Source organism: Gordonia malaquae (assembly GCF_037148075.1).
GTDB lineage: Bacteria > Actinomycetota > Actinomycetes > Mycobacteriales > Mycobacteriaceae > Gordonia > Gordonia malaquae.
This window is the reverse complement of record NZ_JBBCUB010000004.1, coordinates 465,350-489,826: the sequence shown is the minus strand read 5'-3', so window position 1 is coordinate 489,826 and position 24,477 is coordinate 465,350. Positions and strand designations below refer to the sequence as shown.

Here is a 24,477-nt window from a genome sequence, read left to right as displayed (position 1 = left end):
CCCCATTCCGAACCCGGAAGCTAAGCCCTCCAGCGCCGATGGTACTGCACTTTAGTCAGTGTGGGAGAGTAGGACACCGCCGAACTCAACATATATTCGAGCCCCTCAACCCTTGTGGTTGAGGGGCTCGAATACTATCTGCTACTTGTCAGACAGATAGACTGGCCCCATGGCGATCGACAGGCCGGCGAAAGGCGCCGCGGACGTGGTGAAGGCTCCCCGAGCTCGAATGACGGGTGCACAGCGACGTCTCCAGCTCATCGAAGTGGCACGCGGCCTGTTCGCGGAGCGAGGCTTCGAAGGAACCTCGATCGAAGAGATCGCGCAGCGGGCCGGCGTCTCCAAGCCGATCGTCTACGAGCACTTCGGCGGCAAGGAAGGTCTGTACGCGGTCGTCGTCGACCGCGAGATGGACAAGCTGCTGGAGATGGTCACGGCGTCGCTCACACAAAATCGATCCCTGTACCGCATACAACAGGTGGCGCTGGCTCTCCTGACCTATATGGAGGAACGGACTGACGGGTTCAAGATCCTCGTTCGTGGCGAGTCACCCGGCGGAGACGGCGACACGCGGTACTCGAGTCTCCTCAACGATGCGATAAGCCAGGTGGAGCACATACTGGCGAGCGACTTCGACCGTCGCGGGTTCGATCCCAAACTCGCTCCGCTTTATGCGCAGGCCCTCGTCGGGATGGTGTCGGTGACCGCCCAGTGGTGGCTCGACGTTCGGGAGCCCGCGAAAGAAGTTGTTGCAGCCCACCTGGTGAACCTGTGTTGGAACGGTCTCACTCGACTCGACCCGGAACCCGTGCTCGTCGACTCCGAGTACAAGGAGTCGACGCAGGCGACGGTTCACCCTAACTTGAACTCGTCTACCACCAACGCATCGAACGACGGTGACTAATCGTTCCGGCGCCCCACAACAGGATCGCTAGAACTGCGGTCGAAATGATCTGACCGCGCACTGCGTCGGTCGTCAGCCCGAGCACCACGATGCCGACCAATGCCGCGAACGTGAGCCACGACAGATACGGGTAGCCCCACATCTTCATCGGAAGTGTGGCGCCGTCCTGCTCGGCGCGGCGTCGGAGGACGATCTGTGCAACCGTGATCGCCATCCACGTGACGAGCAGTGTGGAGCCGACGAGCGACAGCAGCTTGTCGAGCACCTGGCCGCCCCAGAAGTACGTCGCGGGGACGACGAGAAACCCGACAAGCACACTCGCGAGGACAGCGACCCACGGGACACCGTTGTCTGCGGTGCGCATCGCAGTACGGGGCGCCATACGCCGCGCGCCGAGCGAGAACAACATGCGAGAGGCGCCGTACAGGTTCACATTCATCGAGGACAGCAAGGCGATGACGATGACGGCCCCGATCGCCGATGCGACGGCTGGAAGGCCTGCCTGTTCCAGGACACCGACGAACGGACCCGATTCGAGTCGCTCGTCTCCGACTGGCAGCACCAGCATGATCACGAGCACAGAGCCGATGTAGAAGATCAGGATCCGCCACACGATGGTGCGGATCGCCTTGGTGACGCTCGGGCCGGGGTCGTCTGTCTCTGCGGCCGCGACGGCGATGATCTCGATGCCGCCGAAGGCGAATGCGATCACGAGGAGCGCCGCGCTGATGCCGCCGATCCCGTTCGGCATGATCTCGCCGACATTGCTCAAGCCGGGGGAGGGTTCGGACAGCCACCCGAACAGGTACGCGGCGCCCAACGCGAGAAACACCACGATGAACAGCACCTTGATGAGTGCCAGCCAGAACTCGAGTTCACCGAAATGCGCCGCGCCGCTGAGGTTCAGGACGCTGAAGACGGTCATGAAGATCAGCGCCCAGGCCCATGTCGGCAGAACGCCGATCAGCCCGTTCAGCCCCTCGGCAGCGGCCAACGCCTCGGCGGCGACGACCACGGTCATCTGGATCCACCACAGCCAGCCCATCATGAACCCGGCGCCCGGACCGAGAGCCTTGCCCACGTAGTACGAGAACGCGCCGGGATTCGGGTCAGCTGCGGCGAGTTCACCGAGCATCCGCATCACGGACACGATGATCAGACCGATGATCGCGTACGACAGCAGAGCAGCCGGGCCTGCGAGCGTTATGCCCTGTCCCGATCCGACGAACAGTCCAGCACCGATCGCGGACCCGAGACTCATCATGATGAGGTGGCGAGGTCGAAGCCCCTTCTTCAGGTGCCCGTCGGCATCAGTGTGATCTCGCGCGGAATCGCCCATTCACTAGAGCCTAACGGGCTGTTCATACGAGACAATCAACGGATGCTCACTCTGCGCACCGCTGAACCCGCTGATTGCGAGGCGTTCGCCGAGATCTACCACCATTACGTCGAGACATCCGTCGCCACGTTCGACCACGACGCACCCGACGTCGACGAATGGCGTGCCAAACTCGCGGCGACTCTTGATGCCGGCCGACCGTTCCTGGCCGCGGAGGATCCCGACATCATGCCGGGTGTGATCGGATACGCCTACCTCGGGCCCTACCGTGGCAAGGCCGGCTGGGGATGGACTGCGGAGGACAGCATCTACCTCCGGCCCGAAGCATCCGGTCGTGGCCATGGCTCCGCACTTCTCGCTGCACTGGTCGAAGCGACCGACACATCCGTCGTTCGCACCATCATGGCCGTCATCTCCGACGAAGTCCCCGCGTCGATCAGACTGCACGAACGGGCCGGATTCGCCGAGGTCGGACGTTCCGCGGGTGTCGGGTACAAGTTCGACCGCTGGCTCGGCTGCGTCTACATGCAGCTCTCCTTGGTGGCCGGGGACACGCAGGCGTGATTGGTAGTCTCAATGGGTGATGATCAGCCCGAACACCTCTGAGTCCCCGGTGCATGCCGCGACTCATGGGGTGCTCGCGGCTGCGGCGTCGGTGATCCTCGGGGTCGCCGCGCACGTGCTCGGAGGAGGCTTCGGCGGTCACGGACCCTCCACCGCTCACGTCCTGGTGCTGATGGCGCTGGCGATCGTCGTCGGTGTCGTCCGAGCGAACCAGGTACGCCTCACCGAGGAACGGCGCTCCCGCGGCCGCATCCACAACGACTGGATCGGTACGGCATCCGCTGTGGTCGGTGGCCAGATCGCCGCCCACCTCGCGCTGTCCATGCTCGGCCACGGCTCATCGGTTCTACCGGACGCACGCATGACCGCGTGGCACGCCATAGCCGTGCCCGTCGTGGTTGTCGTCCTCGTCCTCGCCGAGCGCGTCGAACGCGCCTTCGCGTCCCGGCTCGCCGACCTGACAAGGCTCGCGGCCGGAGTGACCGTAGTCGCCGAGGTCTCGTGGAAGCCGGTCTTCGTCGACCTCCCACCTAGCGTCTCGCAAGACGTGTTCTCCTCCGCGGGCATCCGTGGTCCGCCCGTGGGCCATCTCGTTTGCACTCGTTGACCCAGCACGCTCCGCACCGCTTGTTGAGCGTGTCCGCTCTGACTGTTCGTTGAGCGCCTTTCGTCTCGCAGGCTCGCTCAAGACCCGCGAAGCGAGTCGAAGTGGGCGCCTACCTTCGACGCGGACGGACAGACTTCACACAGCCATGACTAAGCGGGCATGTCACGACGCTTCGACTCGCTTCGCTCGCTCAACGAGCAGTGGGAATGTCGGCGCTCAATGAGCAGTGGGAGCGTCGGCGCTCAACACGCAGGGTGGCGCTCGCTCGACGAGCAGAGCGGGCGGCCGGCAACGAGCAGACGAGAACGGGCGATTTCATCGCGCCGGACCATGTCCGGCGCGGACACACACTTGCAGATTTCAGGAGAAACTCATGGCACGCAGCCAACTCATTCGCTCGGCCGGCATCACTGCATTCGCGGCAGTCGCCGTCGCATCCGCCGCACTGCTCGGAGCATGCGGCACCGACTCCGCCGACACCACTCGAGACGCGGACGCGATCAGCGTCTCGCAACCGTGGGTGAAGGCGGCCGACAGCGGTATGACCGCAGCATTCGGTGTGCTCGAGAACAGCACCGGATCGGACGTCCGCCTGGTGTCGGCGTCGAGCGACGTCGCCGACAGCGTCGAACTGCACGAAGTGATCGACGAAGGCGGCACCACCACCATGCGTGCGAAGGCGGGCGGCTTCGTCATTCCGGCGAACGGATCGCTGACGCTCGACCCCGGTGGGGAACACCTCATGTTCATGGGGTTGAAGAAGCCGATCCGGGCCGGCGACTCGGTTCGGGTCACCGTCCGCTTCGCCGACGGATCCACCACGAACATCGACGCGATCGCTCGCGACTTCGACGGCAACCAGGAGAATTACGCGCCGTCGGAACACAAGTGAGTCGTGTATCGCGGCGCACCCTCCTGACCGGCGGTGTCGGGCTGGCCGGACTCGGGGTCGGAGCGGCGGCGGTGGGCGCGGGGCGCGAGATGTCGGCCCCGCAACCGGAGGCGTCGACGCTGCCGTTCTACGGCCGACACCAGTCGGGGATCGTCACACCGATGCAGACGCACGCCAGCTACATCGGAATCGATCTCCTCGACAAGGCCGATCATCAAGCGCTGCATGGCATTCTGCGCATGTGGTCGCAAGACGCCGCGAACCTCACACAGGGAAAGCCGGGGTTCTCCGACACCGAGCCGGAACTCGCCACCTCACCGGCCCGTCTGTCGATGACCGTCGGCCTCGGGCCGGGCGCGTTCACCTCCGCTGCACTGGCGGCGCGTCGGCCGTCGTGGCTCGCGCCGCTTCCGGCATTCGCGATCGACCGGCTGCAGGAGCAGTGGGGACAGACCGATCTGGTGGTCCTCGTCGCGTCGGATGATCCGATGTCGCTCGCGCACGCGGTCCGTGCCGTGATCGCGCCCGTTCGCAGGCGAACCCGCTTGAGGTGGGTGCAGCAGGGGTTCCACCACGGTCGGAACCTGTTCGGCCAGGTCGACGGCACCGTCCAACCCGCCGATGACAGGCACGACGACCTGGTGTGGAACGACGGCGCCGAGCAGAAGTGGTTGGCAGGCGGCACATCGCTCGTCCTGCGTCGTATCGCGATGAACATGGACACCTGGGAGGCGCTCGACCGTCGCGGCCGTGAACTGTCCACCGGACGCACGCTCGACAACGGGGCGCCTCTGACCGGCGTCGACGAGCACGACGAGCCGGTGTTCACGGCGACCCGCGGTGGTGTTCCGGTGATCCCGGAGTCGTCGCACATCGCACGAGCGCATCAAAGGTCCGATCGGGAGCAGTTCCTGCGCAGGCCGTACAGCTACGACTCGCCGCCCGACAGCGGCCTGATCTTCGCCACGTATCAGCGGGATCCGCTGGTGCAGTACGTGCCTGTTCAGCAACGGCTGTCCGACCACGACGCGCTCAACGAGTGGACGACCCCCATCGGTTCGGCGGTCTACGCGATGCTCCCCGGACCGAAGGAGTATCTCGGGGAGACGCTCTTCGCCTGAGGCGGTCGGCACGGTCGCGTGAGTCGGCAGTGTCAGAGCGGGCGAATAGAATGATCCGAGTGTCGACTTCGGAATCGTCTCTGTCCGCTCTGACTCCGCTCGCTCTGCGGGACGGCGCGTTCGCGTCGGTCCGAGAGCGGGCGGATCGAACGCGCCTGGATGTGAGCGCACCCGACGCCGTGCGGCCGTTCCTGGTGGCAGCTCTCGCCGACATCGACGCGGCTCCGGTGCTGGTTGTCACGCCCAACGGCCGGGAAGCCGACGACCTTACAGCCGAACTGAGCGAGTTGCTCCCCAGCCGGAGCAGCGTCGCACAGTTCCCGTCGTGGGAGACGTTGCCGCATGAGCGACTCTCGCCGAGCGCCGACACCGTCGGCGCGCGACTCGCGGTGCTGCATCGACTCGCGTCACCGGGAACAGACCCGCTCAAGGTGGTCGTGACGACCGTCCGGTCCCTGGTGCAACCGATGGCTCCGGGGCTGGGCGGCCTCCGGGCGCTCGCGCTGACCGAAGGCGTCGAGTTCGAATTCGACGTGCTCATCGAGCAACTCGTCGAGATGGCGTACGAACGTGTCGACATGGTCGGACGGCGAGGTGAGTTCGCGGTGCGCGGCGGCATCCTCGACGTGTTCCCGACAACTGCCGACTACCCGGTTCGTGTCGAGTTCTGGGGCGACGAGATCACGGAGATGCGCGCGTTCTCCGTCGCCGACCAGCGGACACAGCCGGAGATCAACGCGTCGACGGTACAGATCCATCCGTGCCGTGAGTTGGTGTTGACCGCGCAGGTGCGTGACCGCGCGGACGAGTTGGCGCAGTCCACGTCGGACGAGAGCCTGCGCGAGATGTTGACGAAGCTCGCCGTCGGTATTCCGGTGGAGGGGATGGAGGCGCTGATCCCGGCGCTCGTCGAGGGCGACATGCAACTGCTGACCGAGGTGATGCCCGAGGGGATCCGCGTGTTGGTCCTCGACCCGGAGAAGGTCCGGACACGTGCGACCGATCTCGCACGGACCGGCGAGGAGTTCCTCGAGGCGTCGTGGAACGCTGCGGCGCTCGGCGCCGACGCCCCCGTCGACGCTCGTGCGATCGACCTCACGGCTAGTGCCTATCGCGGTGTCGACGATGTCGAGTCGGCGACCCTCGCCGCAGGCCACAAGTGGTGGACGCTGAGCCCACTCGCGACAGGTTCCGGCGACGAACTCGAGCTCGACGTCGCGCCCGGCCCCGCGCCGCACGGTGACGAGAAGGAACTCGCCGCATTCATGCAGTCGTTGCGGGCACAGGTGGCCGCGGGTGGACACGCGGCCGTCGTCGCAGCCGGACGCGGGACCGCCGTCCGGTTCGTCGAACGTCTCGGTGAGGCCGAGGTGCCGGCTCGGCTCGTCGACGCCGGTGACGACGCTCCGACCGATGCGGTCGGCGTCTACCACGGGACACTGCGACGAGGTGTGGTGTTCCCGTCGGCCCAGGTCGTCATCGCGACCGAGGGCGACATCACGGGTGCGCGCGTCGCGAGTGTGAAGGACGGACGGCGGCTCCCCGCCAAGCGTCGCAACCAGGTCGATCCGCTCGCGCTGACCGCGGGCGACATGGTGGTCCACGACCAGCACGGCATCGGCAAGTTCGTCGAGATGATCGAACGCACCGTCTCCGGCGCACGTCGCGAATACCTCGTCATCGAGTACGCGCCGGGCAAGCGCGGCCAGCCGGGTGACCGGTTGTTCGTGCCGATGGAATCCCTCGACCAGTTGTCGCGCTACGTCGGTGGAGAGCAGCCGTCACTGAGCAAGCTCGGCGGTTCCGACTGGGCGAATACAAAACGTAAGGCGCGCAAGGCCGTTCGTGAGATCGCGGGAGAGCTGGTCCAGCTCTATGCGGCACGGCATGCGGCGCCGGGCTTCGCGTTCAGTCCTGACACCCCGTGGCAGCGGGAGATGGAGGACGCGTTCGACTACACCGAGACCATGGACCAGATGACGGTGATCTCCGAGGTCAAGGCCGACATGGAGAAGCCGGTGCCGATGGACCGGGTGATCGTCGGCGACGTCGGTTACGGCAAGACCGAGATCGCGGTCCGAGCGGCGTTCAAGGCCGTGCAGGACGGCAAACAAGTCGCGGTGCTGGTCCCGACGACCATTCTCGCCGGCCAGCACCTGCAGACGTTCACCGACCGCATGGCGGGCTTCCCGGTCAAGGTGAAGGGCCTGTCGCGTTTCACCGACGCCGCAGAGTCGAAAGAGATCATCAAGCAGATGGCCGAAGGCGAAGTGGACGTCGTCATCGGCACCCACCGACTCCTGCAAACGGGTGTCCGCTGGAAGGACCTCGGTCTGGTCGTCGTCGACGAGGAGCAGCGATTCGGCGTGGAGCACAAGGAGCACATCAAGTCGCTGCGCACCCACGTCGACGTGTTGACGATGTCGGCGACGCCGATTCCGCGAACCCTCGAGATGTCGATGGCCGGAATCCGCGAGATGTCGACGATCCTCACGCCTCCGGAGGAACGGCACCCCGTCCTCACCTACGTCGGGGCGTACTCGGCGAAACAGGTGGCCGCGTCCATCCGCCGCGAGCTGCTGCGCGACGGTCAGGTGTTCTTCGTGCACAACCGAGTGTCGACGATCGACAAGGTCGCCAAGGACATCGCGAACATGGTGCCCGAGGCGAGGGTTGTCGTCGCACACGGGCAGATGGGCGAAGACCAGCTCGAGAGCACCGTCGACGCGTTCTGGAACCGTGAATACGACGTGCTCGTCTGCACGACGATCATCGAGACCGGTCTCGACATCTCCAACGCGAACACTCTGATCGTCGACCGCGCCGAGAACTTCGGCCTCTCGCAGCTGCATCAGCTGCGCGGTCGTGTGGGTCGATCGCGCGAACGCGGATACGCCTACCTGCTGTACAGCGGGGAGAAGCCGCTCACCGAGACCGCCTACGACAGGTTGGCGACGATCGCTCAGAACAACGAGCTCGGTGCAGGCATGGCGGTCGCGCTGAAGGACCTCGAACTGCGCGGCGCGGGCAATGTGCTCGGCGCACAGCAGTCGGGCCACGTCGCCGGGGTCGGCTTCGACCTGTACGTGCGCCTGGTCGGCGAGGCCGTCGAGGCGTACCGGGCGGCGGCCGACGGCCAGGTCGTCGAGTCGCAGGAGTCGGCGGAGGTCCGCATCGATCTGCCGGTGGACGCGCACATCCCGACCGAGTACGTCGAAGCCGACAGGCTGCGCCTGGAGGCGTACCGGAAGCTGGCGTCGGCGACCAGCGACGCCGACGTCGACGAGGTGGTCGCCGAACTGAACGACCGGTATGGTCCGCCGCCGGAGGAGACTCTGCGACTGGTGGCGATCGCCCGCCTCCGACTCCGGTGCCGCGAACGGGGGATCACCGAGGTGACGCTGGCCGGGCAGTCGGTCCGGGTGGCGCCGATGATCCTCCTCGACAGCCAGCAGGTACGCCTCAAGCGCATGTACTCGTCGGCCAACTACCGGGCGACGACGCACGTTGTGACGCTTCCGATTCCGCGCACCGCGGGTGTCGGATCGGCACGACTCCGCGACACCGAACTCGTCGACTACCTCGTCGCGTTCCTTCGCGCGATCCTGCCGGTGGAGTGACGCGTGACTGAAATCGTCCCTGAGAGCACTGTCCGAGGGCGGCCTGCCCTCGGACGACGCCCTCGGGGACGATTTCAGTCAGTCGAGTGATAGCCGGTCGGCGGTCAGACGCGAGGATCACGCCCGGACAGGCCGACGAGCCGCTCCAGGGCGGGCGCGTCGTCAGCGACGTCCACCCGTGGGCCGAACGCCTTGCCTTCGCCCTGGAAATCGGGTGTGAGCATGCCGGGAGCGAAGGCCAACGACGCTTCGACGCCGTCGTCAGCCGGCGACCAGCTGACGCCGGCGGCGTGCGCGAGGTCCCACCCGTGCACCTGGTATTCCCACAGGATCATCGATGCGGCCATGTCGCCGGGCATGGCGGCGTCGCCGATCTTGAGCGGATTCGACAGCGCCGCGGGAAACACTTCGGCGAGCCGTGCGGCGCAGCGCCGAACCTGGTCGGCTCCGCTGCCGTCAACGGCGACGGCCTGCGGGTCGCTGCACAGGTGATCGTCGGACGTGTAACCGTCGGTGAAAGCCGTGAGCCATCCGACGATGTGAGCACGCAGCCCGGCGACGTCGAAGTCGGTGCACGGCGTCGATGCGGTCGGGGGCTGTCGGCCGTCCGGTCGAGGAGATCGGCGAGTTGATCGAGGACGCGCAGGATCGCTGTTGAGGTTTCCATGTGTTCGACGTTACGAGCATCGTCTCCGGGCAATCCTCGACTTCCGCGAAAACGCTTGCGGTGCACGAGTCCGGGGTGGGTTGGGTCAGTCGAGTGGCCTGCTCGGTGGGCGAAGCCGTCGAGTGCGGACAGAATCTCGTCACTGCGCCAGCAGCGATTTCTCCTCATACCGCTGAACTCGACGACCACCCCGGAGTCTTCCAGGACTCTCAGTGCTCGCGCGGCCGCGGATTCGCTGACGCCGAGTTCCCGGCGGACGTATGCGGATTCGATGACGGGCTGGCGCGCGAGACCATCGAGAATCGCTGCGGTCGCCGAACCTCTGCGTGGGGTCAGCAGGCTGTGCCAACTCTCGGTGACGCGTCGGATTTCGGTGACGAGGATCCGCCGACCCTACTCCCACTTGTCACGCCGACGCCGGCACGCGACTCTTGAGGGCGGCCAGCACGAGTGCGGCTTCGGCCCCGGTTGCCTGCTCCAGAGGCGGGCGAACCGTGGCGGAGGCGATGACGCCGAGCTCGACCAGAGCCAGCTTCGTGGTGACGGGAGCGGGCGCCGCGCCGTTCAGGGCGGCAGTCGTCTCGATGATCGCGGCATTGACCGACCGGGCGGAGACGAGGTCGCCCATGCGGACGGCCGCGATGAGGCGTGCCTCGTCGGCTGCGATGACCGCGCCGACAACACTGACGATGCCGATGGCGCCCGCAGCGAGGAACGGGAGGTTGAGTTCGTCGCTGCCGCAGTAGAACTCGAGCGTCGACGTCGCCATGATCGCCATTGCACGGGGGATGTCGCCTGTCGCGTCCTTCACGGCGAGGATTCGCGGATGACCTGCGAGTTCGATGAGTGTGGCTGGCGTCATCGCCAGACCGGTGCGGTGGGGGACGTCGTACAGCATCACGGGGAGGTCGGTGGAGTCGGCGATCGCGGAACAGTGGGAGACGACCCCGGACTGCGTCGGACGGGAGTAGTAGGGAGTGACGACGAGGAGACCGTCGGCGCCTGCGTGGGCTGCGAGGCGAGCACGGCGGACGCTCGACACCGTGTCATTCGTTCCGACGCCTGCGACGATCTTCGCTCGACCGGCGGCTGCGGCCACAGCGAGCTCGATGAGACGGACGAGCTCGTCCTCACTCAGGGTGGGGGATTCACCAGTCGTGCCCGCGACGACGATGCCGTCGCAGCCGGTGTCGACGAGGTGCTTGACGAGCGAGGTGATTCCGGCGTCGTCCAGCGAGAAGTCGGAGTGCATCGGTGTCGGCATGGCCACCAGGTTGGTGCCGAATGCGCGCGCGGAAGGAGTCGTCATACCCACTATGGTCCGGGCGCTGACTGTCCAGGACAAGCGAACAGTTTTTGGCGTCAACGTTTACGATCGCTTCATGATTGACGTATCCGCTCTGCAGGCGCTCCGTGCACTGGCTGATCTGGGGACGATGAACCGTGCGGCAGACGATCTCGGTTACACGGCGTCCGCGATCTCGCAGAAGATCAAGCGCTTGGAGACGGAGGTCGGCGTCAAACTGATCGCCCCTGCGGGCCGTCGGGTGGTGCTCACTCCTGCCGGGCGTGCACTCGTGGAGACGACGCCGATGGTGGTGCAGGCGTTGGAACGGTCGATGTCGGCTGCGCGCTCGGCGGACGCCGGAGTTCCGCGTGGCAGGTTTCGGATCGTGTCGTTCTCCACGGCTGTCCGCGGAATCGTCGCACCGGTGTTGGCTGAACTCGGGCGGAACTACCCCGACCTGCGGGTTGAAGTGACCGAAGCCGATCCGGTTCCGGCGGTGTACGCGGTGGAGTCCGGTGGCGCCGATCTCGCGCTGGTCCATGACGCGGACGGTGTCCCCACTCCGGTCTCCGCCGGCGTGCGGCCGTCGCTGCTGCACGTCGACGTCGGAGATCTCGCCGTACCTGCCGACCATCCGCTCGCCGAGCTGGAGGGGCCCGTCGGCCTGGATTCGCTCGACGGCTGTCGGTGGGTGACGAGCCCTCCCGGAACGGTTTGTCACCAGTGGTTCCGTCGGATGTTCGCTGGTGACGGCCCAGAACCCGACGTTGTGCATTCCGTCGACGACTTCAGCACTCAGCTCGCTCTGGTCGCATCGGGAGGGGTGGTCGCGCTGATTCCGCGGTTGGCTCGTCCCGCAGTTCCCGAGGGCGTGGCGATTCTGCCGTTGCGTCACGCGCCTCGCCGCGAGGTGTACGCGGCGTGGCGGCGCAGCGCGGAAGACGATCCCGCGCTGCGCGCCGTTCTGGCCGCGCTCGGACAGTGATGCGGCTCAGGCCTTCGGCTGTGCGTGGTCGGTCGGGGTGTGGATGATGTCGACGTAGGTGGTCTTGTCGCCCTCCACCGGGTAGGTGCGGTAGGTGAACTCGGACGAGGTCAGGGTGATGATCTCGGAGTCGCGGGTGAACTTGACCGTGCCCTTGTCGTCCTTCGAGACGATGGTGCGGGTCTTGCCGTCCGCGGAGACCTTCCAGTCGCCCTGCATCTTCGGTGCGTCATCCAGGGTGTACATCTGGAAGGTGCCGTCGGCGTTGAAGTAGGCGAACCCGACGTAGTTGGATGCCGACTTGTCGGTGAGCGGAACGTCCTTGCCGTTCTGGTCCTTGGCGCCGGTTGTCTCCCACGCGGTCGACGACGGGGTCACGTCCTGCGCCGCCACAGACGACGTCGTCGAGTCGGCGGAGGTTGAACTGTCGTTGTTGCTGCACGCTGCGAGCGGGACTGCGATGAGGGCTGCCGCAGCGGTGCCGGCGAGGATCCGGGAGAGCTTCATGGGGTGCCTTTCAAGCGATGAGGGGGACGGGAGCCGCCTCGTGACTAGGTAACTTCCACGATCCGGAATTTTCCTGGCAGCGTCAAAGACCGGTTCTCGATGGTCCTGATAGATGACGTCTATGCACCGCGGTGCTCTGCGACGAGTTCCCGAACGATCGCGTCGAACGCTCGGGATGCGCTCGACTGGTAGTCGGAGTCGCGGCGCAACAGTGTCACGTCTCGCGTCGGGAGTTGGGGAGTCACTGGAATCCTCACTAGTTCAGGGTGATTCAGCGTGATCGCGTACGGAAGCACCGTCAGGAGCGGTGCGCTCCGGACGGCTTCGATCAATGCGCTCACCGAGCTCACTTCGACGGTCACCCGCGGAGGCGCGTCGTGTGCGTCGAAGTGGGCGTCGAGCTGTCGGCGGGTCGCGAAATCGTCGGTCAGGAGTACAAGCGGGTGCCGCATCGCTGTGCGGAGCTCCAGTGTGACCGACGATGACGCGAGCGGATGGTCGGCGTTCGTGACCAGGCTGAGCGACTCGGTGTACAGGGTTGATGCGACGATTCCCGGTGCATGCGGCGCGCCGAATGCGATGCCGGCATCGATCTCGTCGAGTACGAGGGCGGCTTCGATGGCGTCCTGCGTGGCCTCGCGAATGGTCAGGGTGAGACCCGGGTGCGCGGCATGGAAACGGTTGATGAGCGGTCCGACGAGGTACGCCGTGAACGTCGGCGTGATCGCCACGCGGAGATGCCCGCGGGACAGGTTGACCACGTCGTCGACCGCCCGTCGTCCGGCTGCGAGATCTCGCATCGCGAGCCGTGCATGATGGGCGTACGCCTCGCCTGCGTCGGTCAGTCGGACTGTGCGGCCTGATCGGTCCACGAGGACGACACCGAGCGCCTTCTCGAGTTGGCGGACCTGATGGGACAGCGTCGGTTGGGAGATGTGGAGCGACTCCGCTGCTCGTGTGAAGCTGCCGTGGTCGGCCACGGCGAGCAGGTATCGGATGTGCCGCAACTCCATTCGTCGACGATAGTTCGTGTCGTGCGCCGTTGAAGGGCTGACCGGCGACGTTCACCGACTAGGGTCATCTACGAACTGGTAAGTCTGCGTGGAGGATTGATCATGGCCGTCGTTCTGCTCGACCCGTCGCGCCCCGACTTGGTGCCGGCGGGCGCCGTCGGGCTGCTGTCGACGACGGTCGCCGTCACCGAGGACGTACACCCGAATCTGTTGTGGCAGTTGACCGACTACGTTCTTGTCGGCACCGACGAGCGCAAGCTGGAGACCGTCCTCACCTCCGACCCGACGCATCCGGTAGTCCGGGCCCGGATTGCGGCGGGGGAGCGTGTGGTGCAGGGCGAGGTGGTGCGCGGAGCGCCGTTGATGCGGGCGGTGGATCTGATGGATCGCCTGCGCCGCACCGGACCGTGGGAGCAGCGTCAGACGCACGACTCACTTCGCCGCTACCTGCTGGAGGAGTGCTACGAACTGCTCGACGCGATTGAGTCGGGGACCCGCGACGACCTGCGCTCCGAACTCGGCGATCTGCTTCTCCAGGTGCTGTTCCACGCGCGCATCGCGGAGGATTCGGCCGACGGTGCATTCGACATCGACGACGTGGCCCAGAGCTTTGTCGACAAGGTGTCGTATCGGACCCCCGGAGTTCTCGACGGCGAGCACGCCGACCTCGAACGGCAGATTGAGGAGTGGGAGGCCGCGAAAGCCGCTGAGCGGGCGAAGGGGAGCGTTCTCGACGGAATCGTCACGACCCAGCCCGCACTCGCGCTCACGCAGAAGCTGTTCGAGAGACTCGCGGGCGCCGACTTCCCGATCGTCGCCGTCAGTCCGTCGCTCTACTCGGTGAACGTCCCGTTCCGTCGCCACGCGACCACCAGCGTGGAAGACGAGCAACGTCGCCGAGCCGTCGTCTTGATGGACCTCGTGCGTGCCGCGGAGGAGGCCGCGACCGCCGACGGCGTCGCGCTCCGCGATGAGAACACCTGGCGCAAGTACCTCGGGATGGACTACGACGAGTCGCTGTTCGGCGATGACCTCACCGACACCGGCGAGATCCCCGTCGTCGTTGTCGACGAGCCCGCCGAAGACGACGTCGAGTACGAAGACGTCTCCCTGGACAAGGACCCCATCGTCGCAGGCAAAAAGCCTAAGAAGGTCAAGGACATCGCCGTCGGCGCCGTCCCGCCGGTAGTCGTCGTCGAGAAGTGGAGTGCTGCGGAGGAGTGAGCGGGAAACAGCCGGACTGGACATGGCCCGAGATTGTCGTCGCTGGGGGAGTGCAATTTGCCGCTGGCTGGTCGGGCACGATCCGGCAGTCCGACGAGCGGGCGATCGAACTATCGAGCCTGTTGCGTGATGCGAATCCCTTGCTTGCGAACGACCTGAAGTTTCGGAGTGTGGGTTCGCTTCAGCGCAAACTCGAAGACCTCCGGACTGCTCATCCGGAGTACTCAGGTAAGAAGACGCGCGGTGGTCGGGTCACGGCCGCGGTTGTCGAGGCGTACGTTCAGAATCCGACGCTGATGCGCGCCCTTGCTGCACGGTTCCGGGCGGAACCGGCGCTCTTGGCCGTTGATGCGGATCTCGACGGCGAGGACGGCGCGATCGATCTTGACGCGATCTATGAGGATGGACCGGCGTCGGCCGTCGAAGGTGCTGTGAGGCGTCGCATTGCGACATTTCGAGAGCGGGACCCCAAGCTGCGTCAGCGAAAGATCGATCATGCGCTCCAGAGGAACGGATGCTTGGCGTGTGAGATCTGTCAGTTCGACTTCGAAGCGAAGTATGGCGCGCTTGGGCAGGGATACGCGCACGTTCACCACATCGTGCCGCTGCACGTCACTGATGAGGTTGTGAACACCCTCGATGACCTCATCGTGGTGTGTGCCAACTGTCACGCCATGATCCACCGCCGTCGGCCGTGGAAGACCCCGGAGGAACTCGTGGAGATAGTCAGCCTGCATGGCTCGGCTGTAGGGCCATAGGACTCGCGCTAAGTTCGAATTACTTGAGAGTGGCGTCAATGATTGGAGATGCCCCTTTGGACGCATCGATGGTTGTAAACCTGATCACTGTCCCGTCAGTGTCACGGGCAGACGTGGGTGCAGCGAATGCGAACGCCATGATCGTCTCACCCGGATTGAAGGAATCGCTAACCACCAGTCGGTCCCGATTTTCCGCTGTTACGACGGGAAATAGTGCGATTACTCCGCGTCGAGGAATTGCGAGGCGCTCAGTTTCAGGTCTGCCGTCGATCGCAGTATTTCCTGCAATGCGAAGTAGTGCCGGGCGATGATGGGTTGAACTGACGGCTCCTAAGGTTTGGCCCGTATCGCTCCGGTAGTCACGTGCGAACCACGAATACCGCACGTCACTTGAGATTGAAGCGGATTGCTCCTGCGCTGTGTGTTGAGGAGCGACGACGAGCCAGTCGTCGATCTTCCGTTCGGCGGTCGCTCTGCGCAAGAACTCAAGGTGGGGGAGGAATGTGTCATCGCGAAGCCATAGGGTCCTCTCGAAAGCATCGAGTGCCGCCTGTGCTGAAATTGGCGCTACGAAAGCCGAGAGGCGTTCAGTTCGGCCGCTATTAGGATCGACCGCTGCCAACTCTACCAGATCTGGCCGAACGCGTTCAAGTAGCGGTGCCCAAACATTGAAGTTGTGACGGATGTCGGCACTCTTCGTCGGGTATGCGCGGACTTCTTGCCAATCACCGGCAGAGCTAATTTCTGCGAGGCGGGCATTGAACATCTTGGTGCGTGCGACAGGTGGCAGCCACGGTAGGTGCTGGTAGACCAACGGCGGGACCTGAGCCGGCGTGATCTGCGCCTTGCCTTCCCCCGGATCGGCGTACCGTGACAGCTCATCACGGAACCGGGCCTCGTCCAGGCAGATCGCCTCGAACGCATCGAGGAGGTCGACCTCGCGTCTGCCGAGTGTCTCACTGCGGCCGAGGTACAAGCGGACGAGATCGCGGTAGCCTTCGCGGAATCCGAACCAGCGACCCATCTGCATGAGAGTCGCCGCGGCGCCGGGCGCTCGACGGAAGTAAGAGACTGTCAGACCCTCGACGGTGAATCCGCGCGAGAGCTTCTGTCCACCGATCAGAATTTTCCAGATTCGGCGCTTATCGAAGTCTGCGACGCCGGTCTCGATGTCGCGGTCGCCGTTGACGACGATGACAGGGTTCTCGTTGCCGCCGATGTTGTGAACGGTTGGACCGATGAATGGGGCTATATCGTCGAAGGACGACGGCACTGGGTATCCATCGGCCCTTGCCTTGGACACCGCGGCGAAGTCGTTGTCAAACAGCTTGCGGAGACGTTCGCGGCCTGCCGGGCCGACGTATCCGGAATCGAACCACAGGCGCTTCGTCTTGACTAGCAGCTCGCGGTGGTCGGCCATCCGCATCGACTCGTGAATGAGCATCGTGTGATGCTCAAAAGTCTTTGCTTTGTAGCCGTTGTCTTCACGGTACATCTTGATCGCGCCGGCGAGAACGAAGGCGTCAATTGCCTCGCGAAGTGCCGAATCGTCGTCGTCAGCGGGGACATCACGAACGTGTGCCTTCTCGTTGGAGTTGACGACGGTCCGCTCTGTCAGTGGAATGTCGGAGCCTGCATCATGAAACGCGTTGACGCCCATATAACCCTCGGGCTCGGGAAGCGAGACGATGAAGTCCTTCGGGAAGATGTCCTCGGAGTCGCTCGGGTCGATGAAGACGTTGGCGAACGGTGTTGCCGTGTAGCCGACGTATTGGGATCTCGGGAGTAGTTTCAGGAGGTCTGAGATCTTCTGGTTGATCGCCGTGCGTTCAGCGTTCGGCTTGCGGAGGTCCCGCACATTAACCGAGGCTTCATCGGACTCGTCATCTACGATGAGGACCGGAATCTCATTCAGGGGCGTCCTGATTTTGGAGAGATCTTTGACCAGTTTTGCGAGTACTGTCTTGTTCTTCTTCACAACCATCAAGCGAGCGTTCGAGCGGTGTAGATTATGTGCGTCGTACAGCGGTTTCGTCGGTTCTGACTTCTCAAACTCGAGAGCCACAATCCCGTGGAGAAGACTTTTGTAGTCATCGTCTCGTGTGGTCATCCGCACGATGTCGAATCCTCCGAGGGTCGACGGGTATGCACCGAAGCTGACGAATCCATCCTCGATCCAGGCCCGGTCGTCGGCGTAATCAGATTCGAACTCGCCGCCATTGCGGACGATGTTCTCGCGGCCGACAAGCTCCATGTCGAGACGGCGCTGCGTCTGTCCTCGAAGCAGGTTCAATGTACCGCCGAGGACAATCACCAGGCGGTAGCCCGCGTCGACCGCCTTCGCGATCACACCGGTGAAGTTCGCGGTCTTGCCCGACTGGACGTATCCGACGACAAGCCCTTTCGACTGGTACGCCTCCTCTCGGGTCGGGTCCGAAAGGCGTGAAACTACGGCGTCCGATGCCGCATCCAACCCTGTCACAGCGTCTGGGGTCCACCCCTTGTCTTCGAGGAGCTTCCGGTACGAGGGCCAGTAGAAGGGGCGCCCGTGATGGGCGTTGCCCTTGTACCATGGGTCGAATTCGTCGCTGATCACCACCGGCTTTTCCCCGGCCATGACGGGCACCAGCTCACGGAGGTGCTCCTGGAGTGCGCTTCCGATGCCCAAGAGTTCATATGCATCGGAACGTCGAGCGCTGCTGTTCATCTCGCTCGACGACCACGACGGGCCGACTTCGGAATCCCAGGTGCGCAGAGCCTGCTCCCACATGGTGACCAGAGGGTCGTCCTTGGTCGCGACTGCGAGCGCACCGAGGAATACCGCCGAACTCGCGATGTGTTCAGCACCCGCGATGTCCTCAGCTTGGTAACGGAGAGCCCGATCGAGATTCTTTGGTCGCGTCGCCTTCATGTCGGAGAGCGCGGCGGCATGCAGTTCGAGCAGAATCGGGTCTTGTCCGGTCACTGAGCGATCCTTCGTAGTTGGTGAGCGCGGCTGAGGCAGCCGGTCAGCGATCGAGTTCGGCTTCGGCAGCAGACGAGAGGACAGTTTGCCAAAGGCTGATGTTGTCCTTCTCTCGCGAGCCGCTGTACTCGTGCTCGAACGCCTTGTGTAGCAGGAGATACATTAAGGTCTTGATGACGGGCGCGTCGTTGAGTGATCCGTCCCGGCCGCCGAGAATCGCGGAGCGGTACTTCTTGTTCAGATGAATCGCGCGCTTGTCGCGATCGATCTCGAAGAACTCGCCCGACTTCAGACTCGCCCACCGAACTTCGATGGGATCCTCTCCAACGATGAACTCCAGTTCGTCGGCGAATGAGTCCTTGACGCCCTTCGCGATACCGCTGCCAGGTTTGATCACGGGCTTCCTGGCGGCGACGGATCGCTTCTGGGCCGTTCGGTAGACATCCTGGGCATCCATCGTGAACTGTCCGAACGACGTTCCGTCGTCGTCGACTGCCTGCTCGAGCGAGGTGGCGAATGCGGGTGCGGCCTCGACCCCGTCCTTCTTGACGGTGAGTCTGAATACGTCGTTCTCGATGTCGGGCAGTTCGACTTCCACACGAGCGAGTGACAAGTGCTGTTCAGGCTGCCGGAAGTTGTTCCACCCTCCCGCCTGCACCAGACGGTTGTTTCGATAGAAGTACAGCCCCTGGCGGTCCATGACACTGCCGACGGCCTTGTACGACTCCAGGTTCGATTTGGGCGGCCAGATGTGAGCCCGCATCTGGATCTGGCCGACGCCGGGGACGTCTGTCGTGAACTTCTTCGGATAGTCGGCCCGCCCAGGAGTCGGATACCCGAACGGATCGAGAGCTTCGACTCCGTAGTTCGAGTACTCGGTCCCTGTTGCGACGTCCTCGACGGCGATCGTGATGTTGAAGTCAGGCGACTCGAGGAACCTGTGCAATTGAAGCCCAAGGTGACGTGCCAGTCTGGCGATTGTCTTCGTGAGGTATCGGTCCGTTTGGCCGGAGCCGCCATGCTGCGGAAAGTCCTTGACGTTGTCCCACCGCACAACCGTGCCCTGCCACTGGATCGGGCAGCCGGCGTATCGGTCGATGAGGGATTGCGCGTACGCGGGATCGACGATGTCGCACTGAAACCCGGCCTTCGCATTGTCCATCACCCACCGGCGCCCAACAGGTCGAGAGCTCTTCGTCCGCGTGGCGACCGTGACGGCGCCCGCGTGGCTCAGCGACGCTGATTTCAGTCCGGTGCCGAACATGCCGAGAGATCCGGGCTTATAGTTGCGCCTGCCGCCGACGGTCATCGCGATATCGAGTTCGGCGGAGTTCATGCCGTTGCCGTCGTCGATGATGAGCAGACTCACGAGGCGGTCGGCGTCGCGCAAGAAATGCACGACGACGTCTTTGGCTCCGGCGTCGATCGAGTTGTCGATGAGATCGGCGACCGCGGATTCGAAGCCGTAACCCTGGCTGGTCAGTGCCTCCATATAGCGGGAGTCGGGCGGCAGTGTGATGGTTCCAGTCGTCGGAACGTCGTACTGCCAGTCGGCCTTCACAGTGACACTCGACCTTTCGCCCGTGCTTGAGACTACGAACGCGACCCTACGTGACGATACCGACAATCTGATCTGCAGGTCAGTGGCATGTCGGCTGTTCGGGCGACAGTGAAGCGATACCGAGTCGAGTCAGGTCGACTCGTCGCTCAGGACCGATCCGATGAGTTCGAGGGAGTCGATCGCAGTCGGGGAGGGCGAAGGTCGTCCTTCGACGTACGCGAGGCGTTCTGCGGACAGGAATGCCAATCGAATCGCCTGGATGACGAGGACTCGTCGGAGGCCATCGGAGACCTCCCCTCGTTCACGAACGACGTCAGACAATCGCGAGATCGTCTCGGCTCGCCGGGCGATCCGAATGTCGGGGTGGCCGAGTTCTCGTCGGTCAGCCTCGGAGACCAGGGAGAACCGCAGAGACGGACGCATCTCGACTCGAGGAGACACCGGCGGGATCTTCTCGTTGAGGATCGCTTTGAACTTCGATGCCTCAATCGCCTTCAAGTAGGCCGAGTACTCGTACGAGTCGAGTGCACGCCGAGCTTGGTCCCGGGCTTCCTTTCCGCCCTCCGCCTGCTCGGCGAGGTGCCAGAGCGGCCAGATCTCGACCTCAGCCACTTCCATCACATCAAGAACACGCATGGCCACTGCATCGGTGCGCTGGTTCGTCAAATGGCGTCTCACACGTGTCCGCAGTTGCTCATTGGTCTGGCCGACGTAGATCGGCTCGCCATCGAAGTCGTAGAACGCGTACACGCCCCATTGCGAGTCCGCCCACTTGCGGCCGCAGTCGTCGCGCTCGTCGAGAAACTCGCCGAGTCTCGATCGGAACCGCTGAACATCGGGTGCGGGCAGGGCGCTTCGAGACGGTGCCGTCGACGATTTCGACGGATTGACGCCTGAACCCTTACTCGCCACGGATCGCTCCGCTCGTGGCCGCGGTGTCCTCGACCTCCGCAAGGCTGCCGTCGAGCAGTGGGCGGAGGTAGTTCTTCGCTAGCCATGCGACGACTGGTACGGCGACGGCGTCGCCGAAACCGAACAGCGCTTGGTTCGTCCGTGCACCCGACAGGTTGTATTGCACGGCGCCCATCAGGTTCGCGTATTCGCGGGGGGTCATCCAACGAACGCGAGCTCGGCCGTCCCCAGCTTTGACGACGGCCTGTTTGGATGAGCCGCCGCGGGCCGTGCGTAGGCAACCGGACACCTCGTCAGCGCGCATCTCCCAGACTGCGACGCTGTTGCGAGTACGCCGGTAGGCCGTTCGATAGTGCTCGTCAGGTGACGCCTTCAGCGTTGCGACTCGCTCTGTCTGAATCGCCGACATGGAGTCGAAGAACGCTGCCGATCGAGCCTCGTCCCACCATCGGGGATCGTCGTCCGACATTTCTTCGATATACGCGCCGAGACCTCGAGTGAGGGGTGCGGGAGGCTCAGGCAACACCGCGCGGTGAGTCCTCAGATCGTCGTTTCCGAACACGTGCTGTAACCAGTCCGGGCGGAGCTCAGAGGACCGCTGCTGAGCCGCAGGGGGATTCTGCGTGCCCACGATGAAAAGCCTCGGCCGAGACTGCGGAATGAACCGTCGCGCATCGATCATGAGGACATCCGCGGAGTATCCGAGACTGTTGAACTCGCGGATCGCCGCGGCGAGGTCCTCGCCGCCGTGAGAGGTTGCGAGCCCGACGACGTTCTCAAGCACTGCGACCTTCGGACGTTCGTCGAGTGGGAACTCGCCGAGAACTCGGGTGAACTCCCAGAACGCTCCGGACGCAGTGCCCCGAAGTCCGGTTCGAGTTCCGGCGAGTGAGAGATCGGTGCAGGGCGAGGATGCCCAGGCGATGGATGCTCCGGAAGGAAGGTCCGAGGCGTGGACGTTTCCGAGGTCATCGAGGCGGAAGTGCTCGTCGGCAGGTGCTGAACCGAAATGGCCTTCGTACATCGCCTTCTTGTCGGACTCGATATCGTTAGCCCAGGTCACGGCGATGTTTGCATCTTCGAGCCCCAGGCGCGCCAATCCGATTCCTGCAAAGAACTCGAGTGCTGTGTAGTCGCCTGGGGTCATGGGTGAATGGTACCGATCGCCACCGACAAATCGGTTTCGGCGGCAGCAGTGGATCCGCAACCAGAACGTGGCTGGCCGATTTGTCGTACCTCTGTGGTTCCATGCCGTTACGCGAGGCGAGGGGGACGTCATGACCGTGTACAGAGTCGATATGACTGAGTCAGTTCGACGGACGGCGACAATCGAGGTTGCGGATTGTCGCAGATGGGATCCGAACGAATTGCGGATGCGGCTGGGCGAGCTCGCGGAGGAGGTCGCATTCGAATCTGGGCGCGAGCGCCTCAGCTTGGAGATCGTCCGGGTCGCGACGCGGGTAGGAATAGACGCTCACCTCGGCCCCGGAAGTTGACCGGGCTCGTGAGCAGTTCTCACGCAGTGTCGCCCGATCGGTGGACGTGCAGCGCAATCTGTGGTGATGATCGAAGTACGTACCTACGTCGAAGGGACCGCGATGCCGGAGATGAGCAAGCAACAGGCCGAGGAGTTTCTGCGTGACGTTCACGTCGGCGTGCTGGCTGTGGAGCGGAAGTCTAACCCGCCGCTTGCCGTTCCGATCTGGTACGACGTGGACGAAGCCGGCGACGTCTTCGTCTGGATGGATGAGAACTCGTTGAAGGCCAAGCTGCTGCGCAAGGCAGGGCGGGCGACATTTACCGTCCAGAAGGAGGTCGACGGCTATGCCTACGTCAGCATCGAAGGCCGGGTGACGTTCCTTCCGCCGGACATCGCAGTGATGCAGCGGATCGCCATTCGATACCTCGGGCCCGATATCGGCGCGCAGTACGGCGAGAACAGCACGGAAGACGGAGCGATGATCGTCGTCGTCCACGCGGACCGCGTCAGGTCATTCGACTTCGCCGGCTGACGGACGGCGCACCAACTCCAGCGCCACTGACAGGAACGCGAGGGACACGAACAGCCACGCGATGGAGTTCATCGTCACCGGCCTCAGCAGGACGAGCAACACAAGGCCTAAAGCTGTTGCTCCGCCGACGATCACCGACCGGAATCGGTCTATGAGGCGACCGAACGCGCCGGTGTCGCCGCCGTTTTGATCGAGCGCAGCGCGGACACGGGCGAAGCCCGAGCCCACGACGGTGCGGAGGGCCGTGGCGAAACGTGACGGTCCGTGGAACCATGCGGACACGGCTACGAGGGCCCCGAGAACCGCCAACACGCGCACCGTCGTTGATACAAGGACGGTCAGTTGGACGAATACGACGTCTGCCACCGCGGCAGGCGCGTAGGTGGGGCCTATCGCGTCCGCGAATGCCAGACCGGCCCAATGGATGGTGATGGCGAGCGCCACGAACAACACCGCGAAGATGGCGGCCGTGATCGACAGCGCGCGCCGGCGTCGATTCGCGACCAGCACGCCGGCGGCCAGCAGGCAGAGCGAGACCCACGGCAACCAGTAGCCTGCGACGACTGCGTCGCGGTAGACCAAGCGGGCAGTCCCGAGGTCGCCGGACTGTACGATCACAACCGGCTGCACCTGGACGTCGACCCGATCTAGGAATGTCAGTCCACGATCGATCAGGATCGACTTCAACGATTCGACGAACGGCTCGATGCGCAGTGTCAGGTCACCGCCGTCGGAAAGCTGTACGGCGTGGTCGGGATCGGCATCCAGCACCGCCGTTACGTGCCGATGGCTCAACCTCAGGCTCGACTCCCAGAGCTTTGAGAATTCAGAGCTGCGAACCAGTCGCTCGGCGGTCGCGCTCATCAGCGAGCGGACGCCCGCGACGGCCGGCCCCTGCAAAGCGTCGAGGGCAGACTGCAGTGCAGGCGGTGCCCCATTGTTACTGGCTCCTGTGAAGAGGCCGCCGACCAGGCCTGGAACATCAACCTGACTCTCCACTTGGGCGACTATCTGGTCCGCCACGAAGTCTTGGACCGCGACGTCGTCGGCCAGCGGGGCGAAAGTCGACACAAAATGCTCCGTGTCGACCAGATGTGAGTGAGCCCAGGACCCGATCGTCGCGACCGGAGCCAGGATCAACCCGGCGGCGATCATTACGAACGCCAGAGCGGCACGGATGCGGGACGGGCTGGGGCGTGCCTCGGTGGGAGTCGTCACCGAGTAATCATCGAGTAGCGCGGGTGGAAAGACTACTGGGATCGTCGAAATAGGTTCCAGTGCAACGTGTTTGGTCGTCTATTCGAGGATGGAAGATCGAACGTACGTTTTTGTCATAGGTGATCTATATCATTTAACTAGTTTCCGGTTGATGCTGGCGACAGAGGTTCTTTGACAAGTCGATAGCGCGCTGCAGTCAGGCGAACCCGCTAAAGACTGCTCGTTCCTCGGGTGAGAGTGCGAGCCGCGGGAGACTCGCAGCGGCACTTGGCCGGGCTGGTGACCCGGCACCACGTGACAGCCGACGGGCACCACCCGCC

The 24,477-nt window shown here is 64.2% G+C and carries 20 protein-coding genes and 1 rRNA gene; 11 read left to right on the top strand and 10 right to left on the bottom strand.

The annotated features are described in order from the left end of the window. Both rrf and WFK36_RS16870 read left to right on the top strand, forming a co-directional pair. Positions 1–85: ribosomal RNA gene (gene rrf / locus WFK36_RS22820) — 5S ribosomal RNA — on the top strand; the annotation flags it as partial. Positions 86–169: 84 nt separating this feature from the next. Then, complete coding sequence (locus WFK36_RS16870) at positions 170–904, top strand: TetR/AcrR family transcriptional regulator (protein ID WP_336793067.1); 735 nt, start codon at positions 170–172, stop codon at positions 902–904. On the opposite strand, the gene WFK36_RS16865 is transcribed toward WFK36_RS16870, so the two are convergent. Then, positions 873–2,243: an amino acid permease gene (locus WFK36_RS16865; RefSeq protein WP_336793066.1), complete on the bottom strand. Its 1,371-nt coding sequence runs from the start codon at positions 2,241–2,243 to the stop codon at positions 873–875. The genes WFK36_RS16870 and WFK36_RS16865 overlap by 32 nt on opposite strands. 42 nt (positions 2,244–2,285) lie before the next feature. Here WFK36_RS16865 and WFK36_RS16860 point away from each other — a divergent pair, with 42 nt between their 5' ends. The 5 genes from WFK36_RS16860 to mfd all read left to right on the top strand — a co-directional run bounded on the left by WFK36_RS16860 (position 2,286) and on the right by mfd (position 9,047). After that, positions 2,286–2,807, top strand: a complete 522-nt coding sequence (locus WFK36_RS16860; protein ID WP_008381973.1) for a GNAT family N-acetyltransferase — start codon at positions 2,286–2,288, stop codon at positions 2,805–2,807. A 16-nt stretch (positions 2,808–2,823) separates the two neighbouring features. Continuing rightward, positions 2,824–3,414 carry a hypothetical protein gene (locus tag WFK36_RS16855; RefSeq protein ID WP_336793064.1) on the top strand — a complete coding sequence of 197 codons (591 nt, stop codon included), beginning with the start codon at positions 2,824–2,826 and terminating at the stop codon, positions 3,412–3,414. Positions 3,415–3,787: 373 nt separating this feature from the next. After that, positions 3,788–4,306, top strand: coding sequence for a copper chaperone PCu(A)C (locus WFK36_RS16850; RefSeq protein ID WP_336793063.1), 519 nt, complete (start codon positions 3,788–3,790; stop codon positions 4,304–4,306). Continuing rightward, complete coding sequence (locus tag WFK36_RS16845) at positions 4,303–5,427, top strand: Dyp-type peroxidase (RefSeq protein WP_336793061.1); 1,125 nt, start codon at positions 4,303–4,305, stop codon at positions 5,425–5,427. The genes WFK36_RS16850 and WFK36_RS16845 overlap by 4 nt, the downstream gene beginning before the upstream one ends. A 59-nt stretch (positions 5,428–5,486) precedes the next feature. After that, complete coding sequence (gene mfd, locus WFK36_RS16840; protein WP_336793060.1) at positions 5,487–9,047, top strand: transcription-repair coupling factor; 3,561 nt, start codon at positions 5,487–5,489, stop codon at positions 9,045–9,047. A 104-nt stretch (positions 9,048–9,151) separates the two neighbouring features. Here mfd and WFK36_RS16835 read toward each other — a convergent pair whose 3' ends face one another. Together WFK36_RS16835 and dapA are read right to left on the bottom strand one after the other, a co-directional pair. Further along, a complete protein-coding gene (locus tag WFK36_RS16835) occupies positions 9,152–9,586 on the bottom strand; it encodes a DinB family protein (protein WP_336793089.1) in 435 nt (144 codons plus the stop codon). A gap of 534 nt (positions 9,587–10,120) precedes the next feature. After that, positions 10,121–11,023, bottom strand: a complete 903-nt coding sequence (gene dapA / locus WFK36_RS16830; RefSeq protein WP_336793059.1) for a 4-hydroxy-tetrahydrodipicolinate synthase — start codon at positions 11,021–11,023, stop codon at positions 10,121–10,123. A 73-nt stretch (positions 11,024–11,096) separates the two neighbouring features. Here dapA and WFK36_RS16825 point away from each other — a divergent pair, with 73 nt between their 5' ends. Next, positions 11,097–11,987 carry a LysR family transcriptional regulator gene (locus WFK36_RS16825; RefSeq protein WP_336793058.1) on the top strand — a complete coding sequence of 297 codons (891 nt, stop codon included), beginning with the start codon at positions 11,097–11,099 and terminating at the stop codon, positions 11,985–11,987. A 6-nt stretch (positions 11,988–11,993) separates the two neighbouring features. Here the strand turns inward: WFK36_RS16825 and WFK36_RS16820 are convergent, their stop codons facing one another. Together WFK36_RS16820 and cynR are read right to left on the bottom strand one after the other, a co-directional pair. Next, the gene (locus WFK36_RS16820) at positions 11,994–12,494 is read right to left on the bottom strand and encodes a DUF4822 domain-containing protein (RefSeq protein WP_336793057.1); all 501 of its coding nucleotides are present in this window, start codon (positions 12,492–12,494) and stop codon (positions 11,994–11,996) included. 119 nt (positions 12,495–12,613) lie between these two features. Continuing rightward, positions 12,614–13,507 (bottom strand): transcriptional regulator CynR, encoded by an 894-nt coding sequence (gene cynR / locus WFK36_RS16815; RefSeq protein WP_336793055.1) that lies wholly within the window; start codon positions 13,505–13,507, stop codon positions 12,614–12,616. 102 nt (positions 13,508–13,609) lie between these two features. Between cynR and WFK36_RS16810 the strand changes: the two genes are divergently transcribed. Both WFK36_RS16810 and WFK36_RS16805 read left to right on the top strand, forming a co-directional pair. After that, a complete protein-coding gene (locus tag WFK36_RS16810) occupies positions 13,610–14,731 on the top strand; it encodes a nucleoside triphosphate pyrophosphohydrolase (RefSeq protein ID WP_336793054.1) in 1,122 nt (373 codons plus the stop codon). Further along, on the top strand, positions 14,728–15,489 hold the full coding sequence (locus WFK36_RS16805) for an HNH endonuclease (RefSeq protein ID WP_336793053.1): 762 nt from the start codon (positions 14,728–14,730) through the stop codon (positions 15,487–15,489). Before WFK36_RS16810 ends, WFK36_RS16805 begins: the two co-directional genes overlap by 4 nt. Before the next feature lie 19 nt (positions 15,490–15,508). Here the strand turns inward: WFK36_RS16805 and WFK36_RS16800 are convergent, their stop codons facing one another. The 4 genes from WFK36_RS16800 to WFK36_RS16785 all read right to left on the bottom strand — a co-directional run bounded on the left by WFK36_RS16800 (position 15,509) and on the right by WFK36_RS16785 (position 22,074). Beyond that, entirely contained in the window at positions 15,509–18,454 is a 2,946-nt protein-coding gene (locus tag WFK36_RS16800) for a Z1 domain-containing protein (RefSeq protein WP_336793051.1), read from the bottom strand. A 43-nt stretch (positions 18,455–18,497) separates the two neighbouring features. Then, positions 18,498–20,015: an ATP-binding protein gene (locus WFK36_RS16795; protein WP_336793049.1), complete on the bottom strand. Its 1,518-nt coding sequence runs from the start codon at positions 20,013–20,015 to the stop codon at positions 18,498–18,500. 129 nt (positions 20,016–20,144) lie between these two features. After that, positions 20,145–20,927 carry a GIY-YIG nuclease family protein gene (locus WFK36_RS16790; protein ID WP_336793048.1) on the bottom strand — a complete coding sequence of 261 codons (783 nt, stop codon included), beginning with the start codon at positions 20,925–20,927 and terminating at the stop codon, positions 20,145–20,147. Then, a complete protein-coding gene (locus WFK36_RS16785; RefSeq protein ID WP_336793046.1) occupies positions 20,917–22,074 on the bottom strand; it encodes a DNA cytosine methyltransferase in 1,158 nt (385 codons plus the stop codon). Before WFK36_RS16785 ends, WFK36_RS16790 begins: the two co-directional genes overlap by 11 nt. A 415-nt stretch (positions 22,075–22,489) precedes the next feature. Here WFK36_RS16785 and WFK36_RS16780 point away from each other — a divergent pair, with 415 nt between their 5' ends. Then, complete coding sequence (locus WFK36_RS16780) at positions 22,490–22,939, top strand: pyridoxamine 5'-phosphate oxidase family protein (RefSeq protein WP_336793045.1); 450 nt, start codon at positions 22,490–22,492, stop codon at positions 22,937–22,939. Here WFK36_RS16780 and WFK36_RS16775 read toward each other — a convergent pair. Then, a complete protein-coding gene (locus tag WFK36_RS16775) occupies positions 22,919–24,157 on the bottom strand; it encodes a hypothetical protein (protein WP_336793044.1) in 1,239 nt (412 codons plus the stop codon). The genes WFK36_RS16780 and WFK36_RS16775 overlap by 21 nt on opposite strands. Positions 24,158–24,477 lie beyond the last annotated feature (320 nt).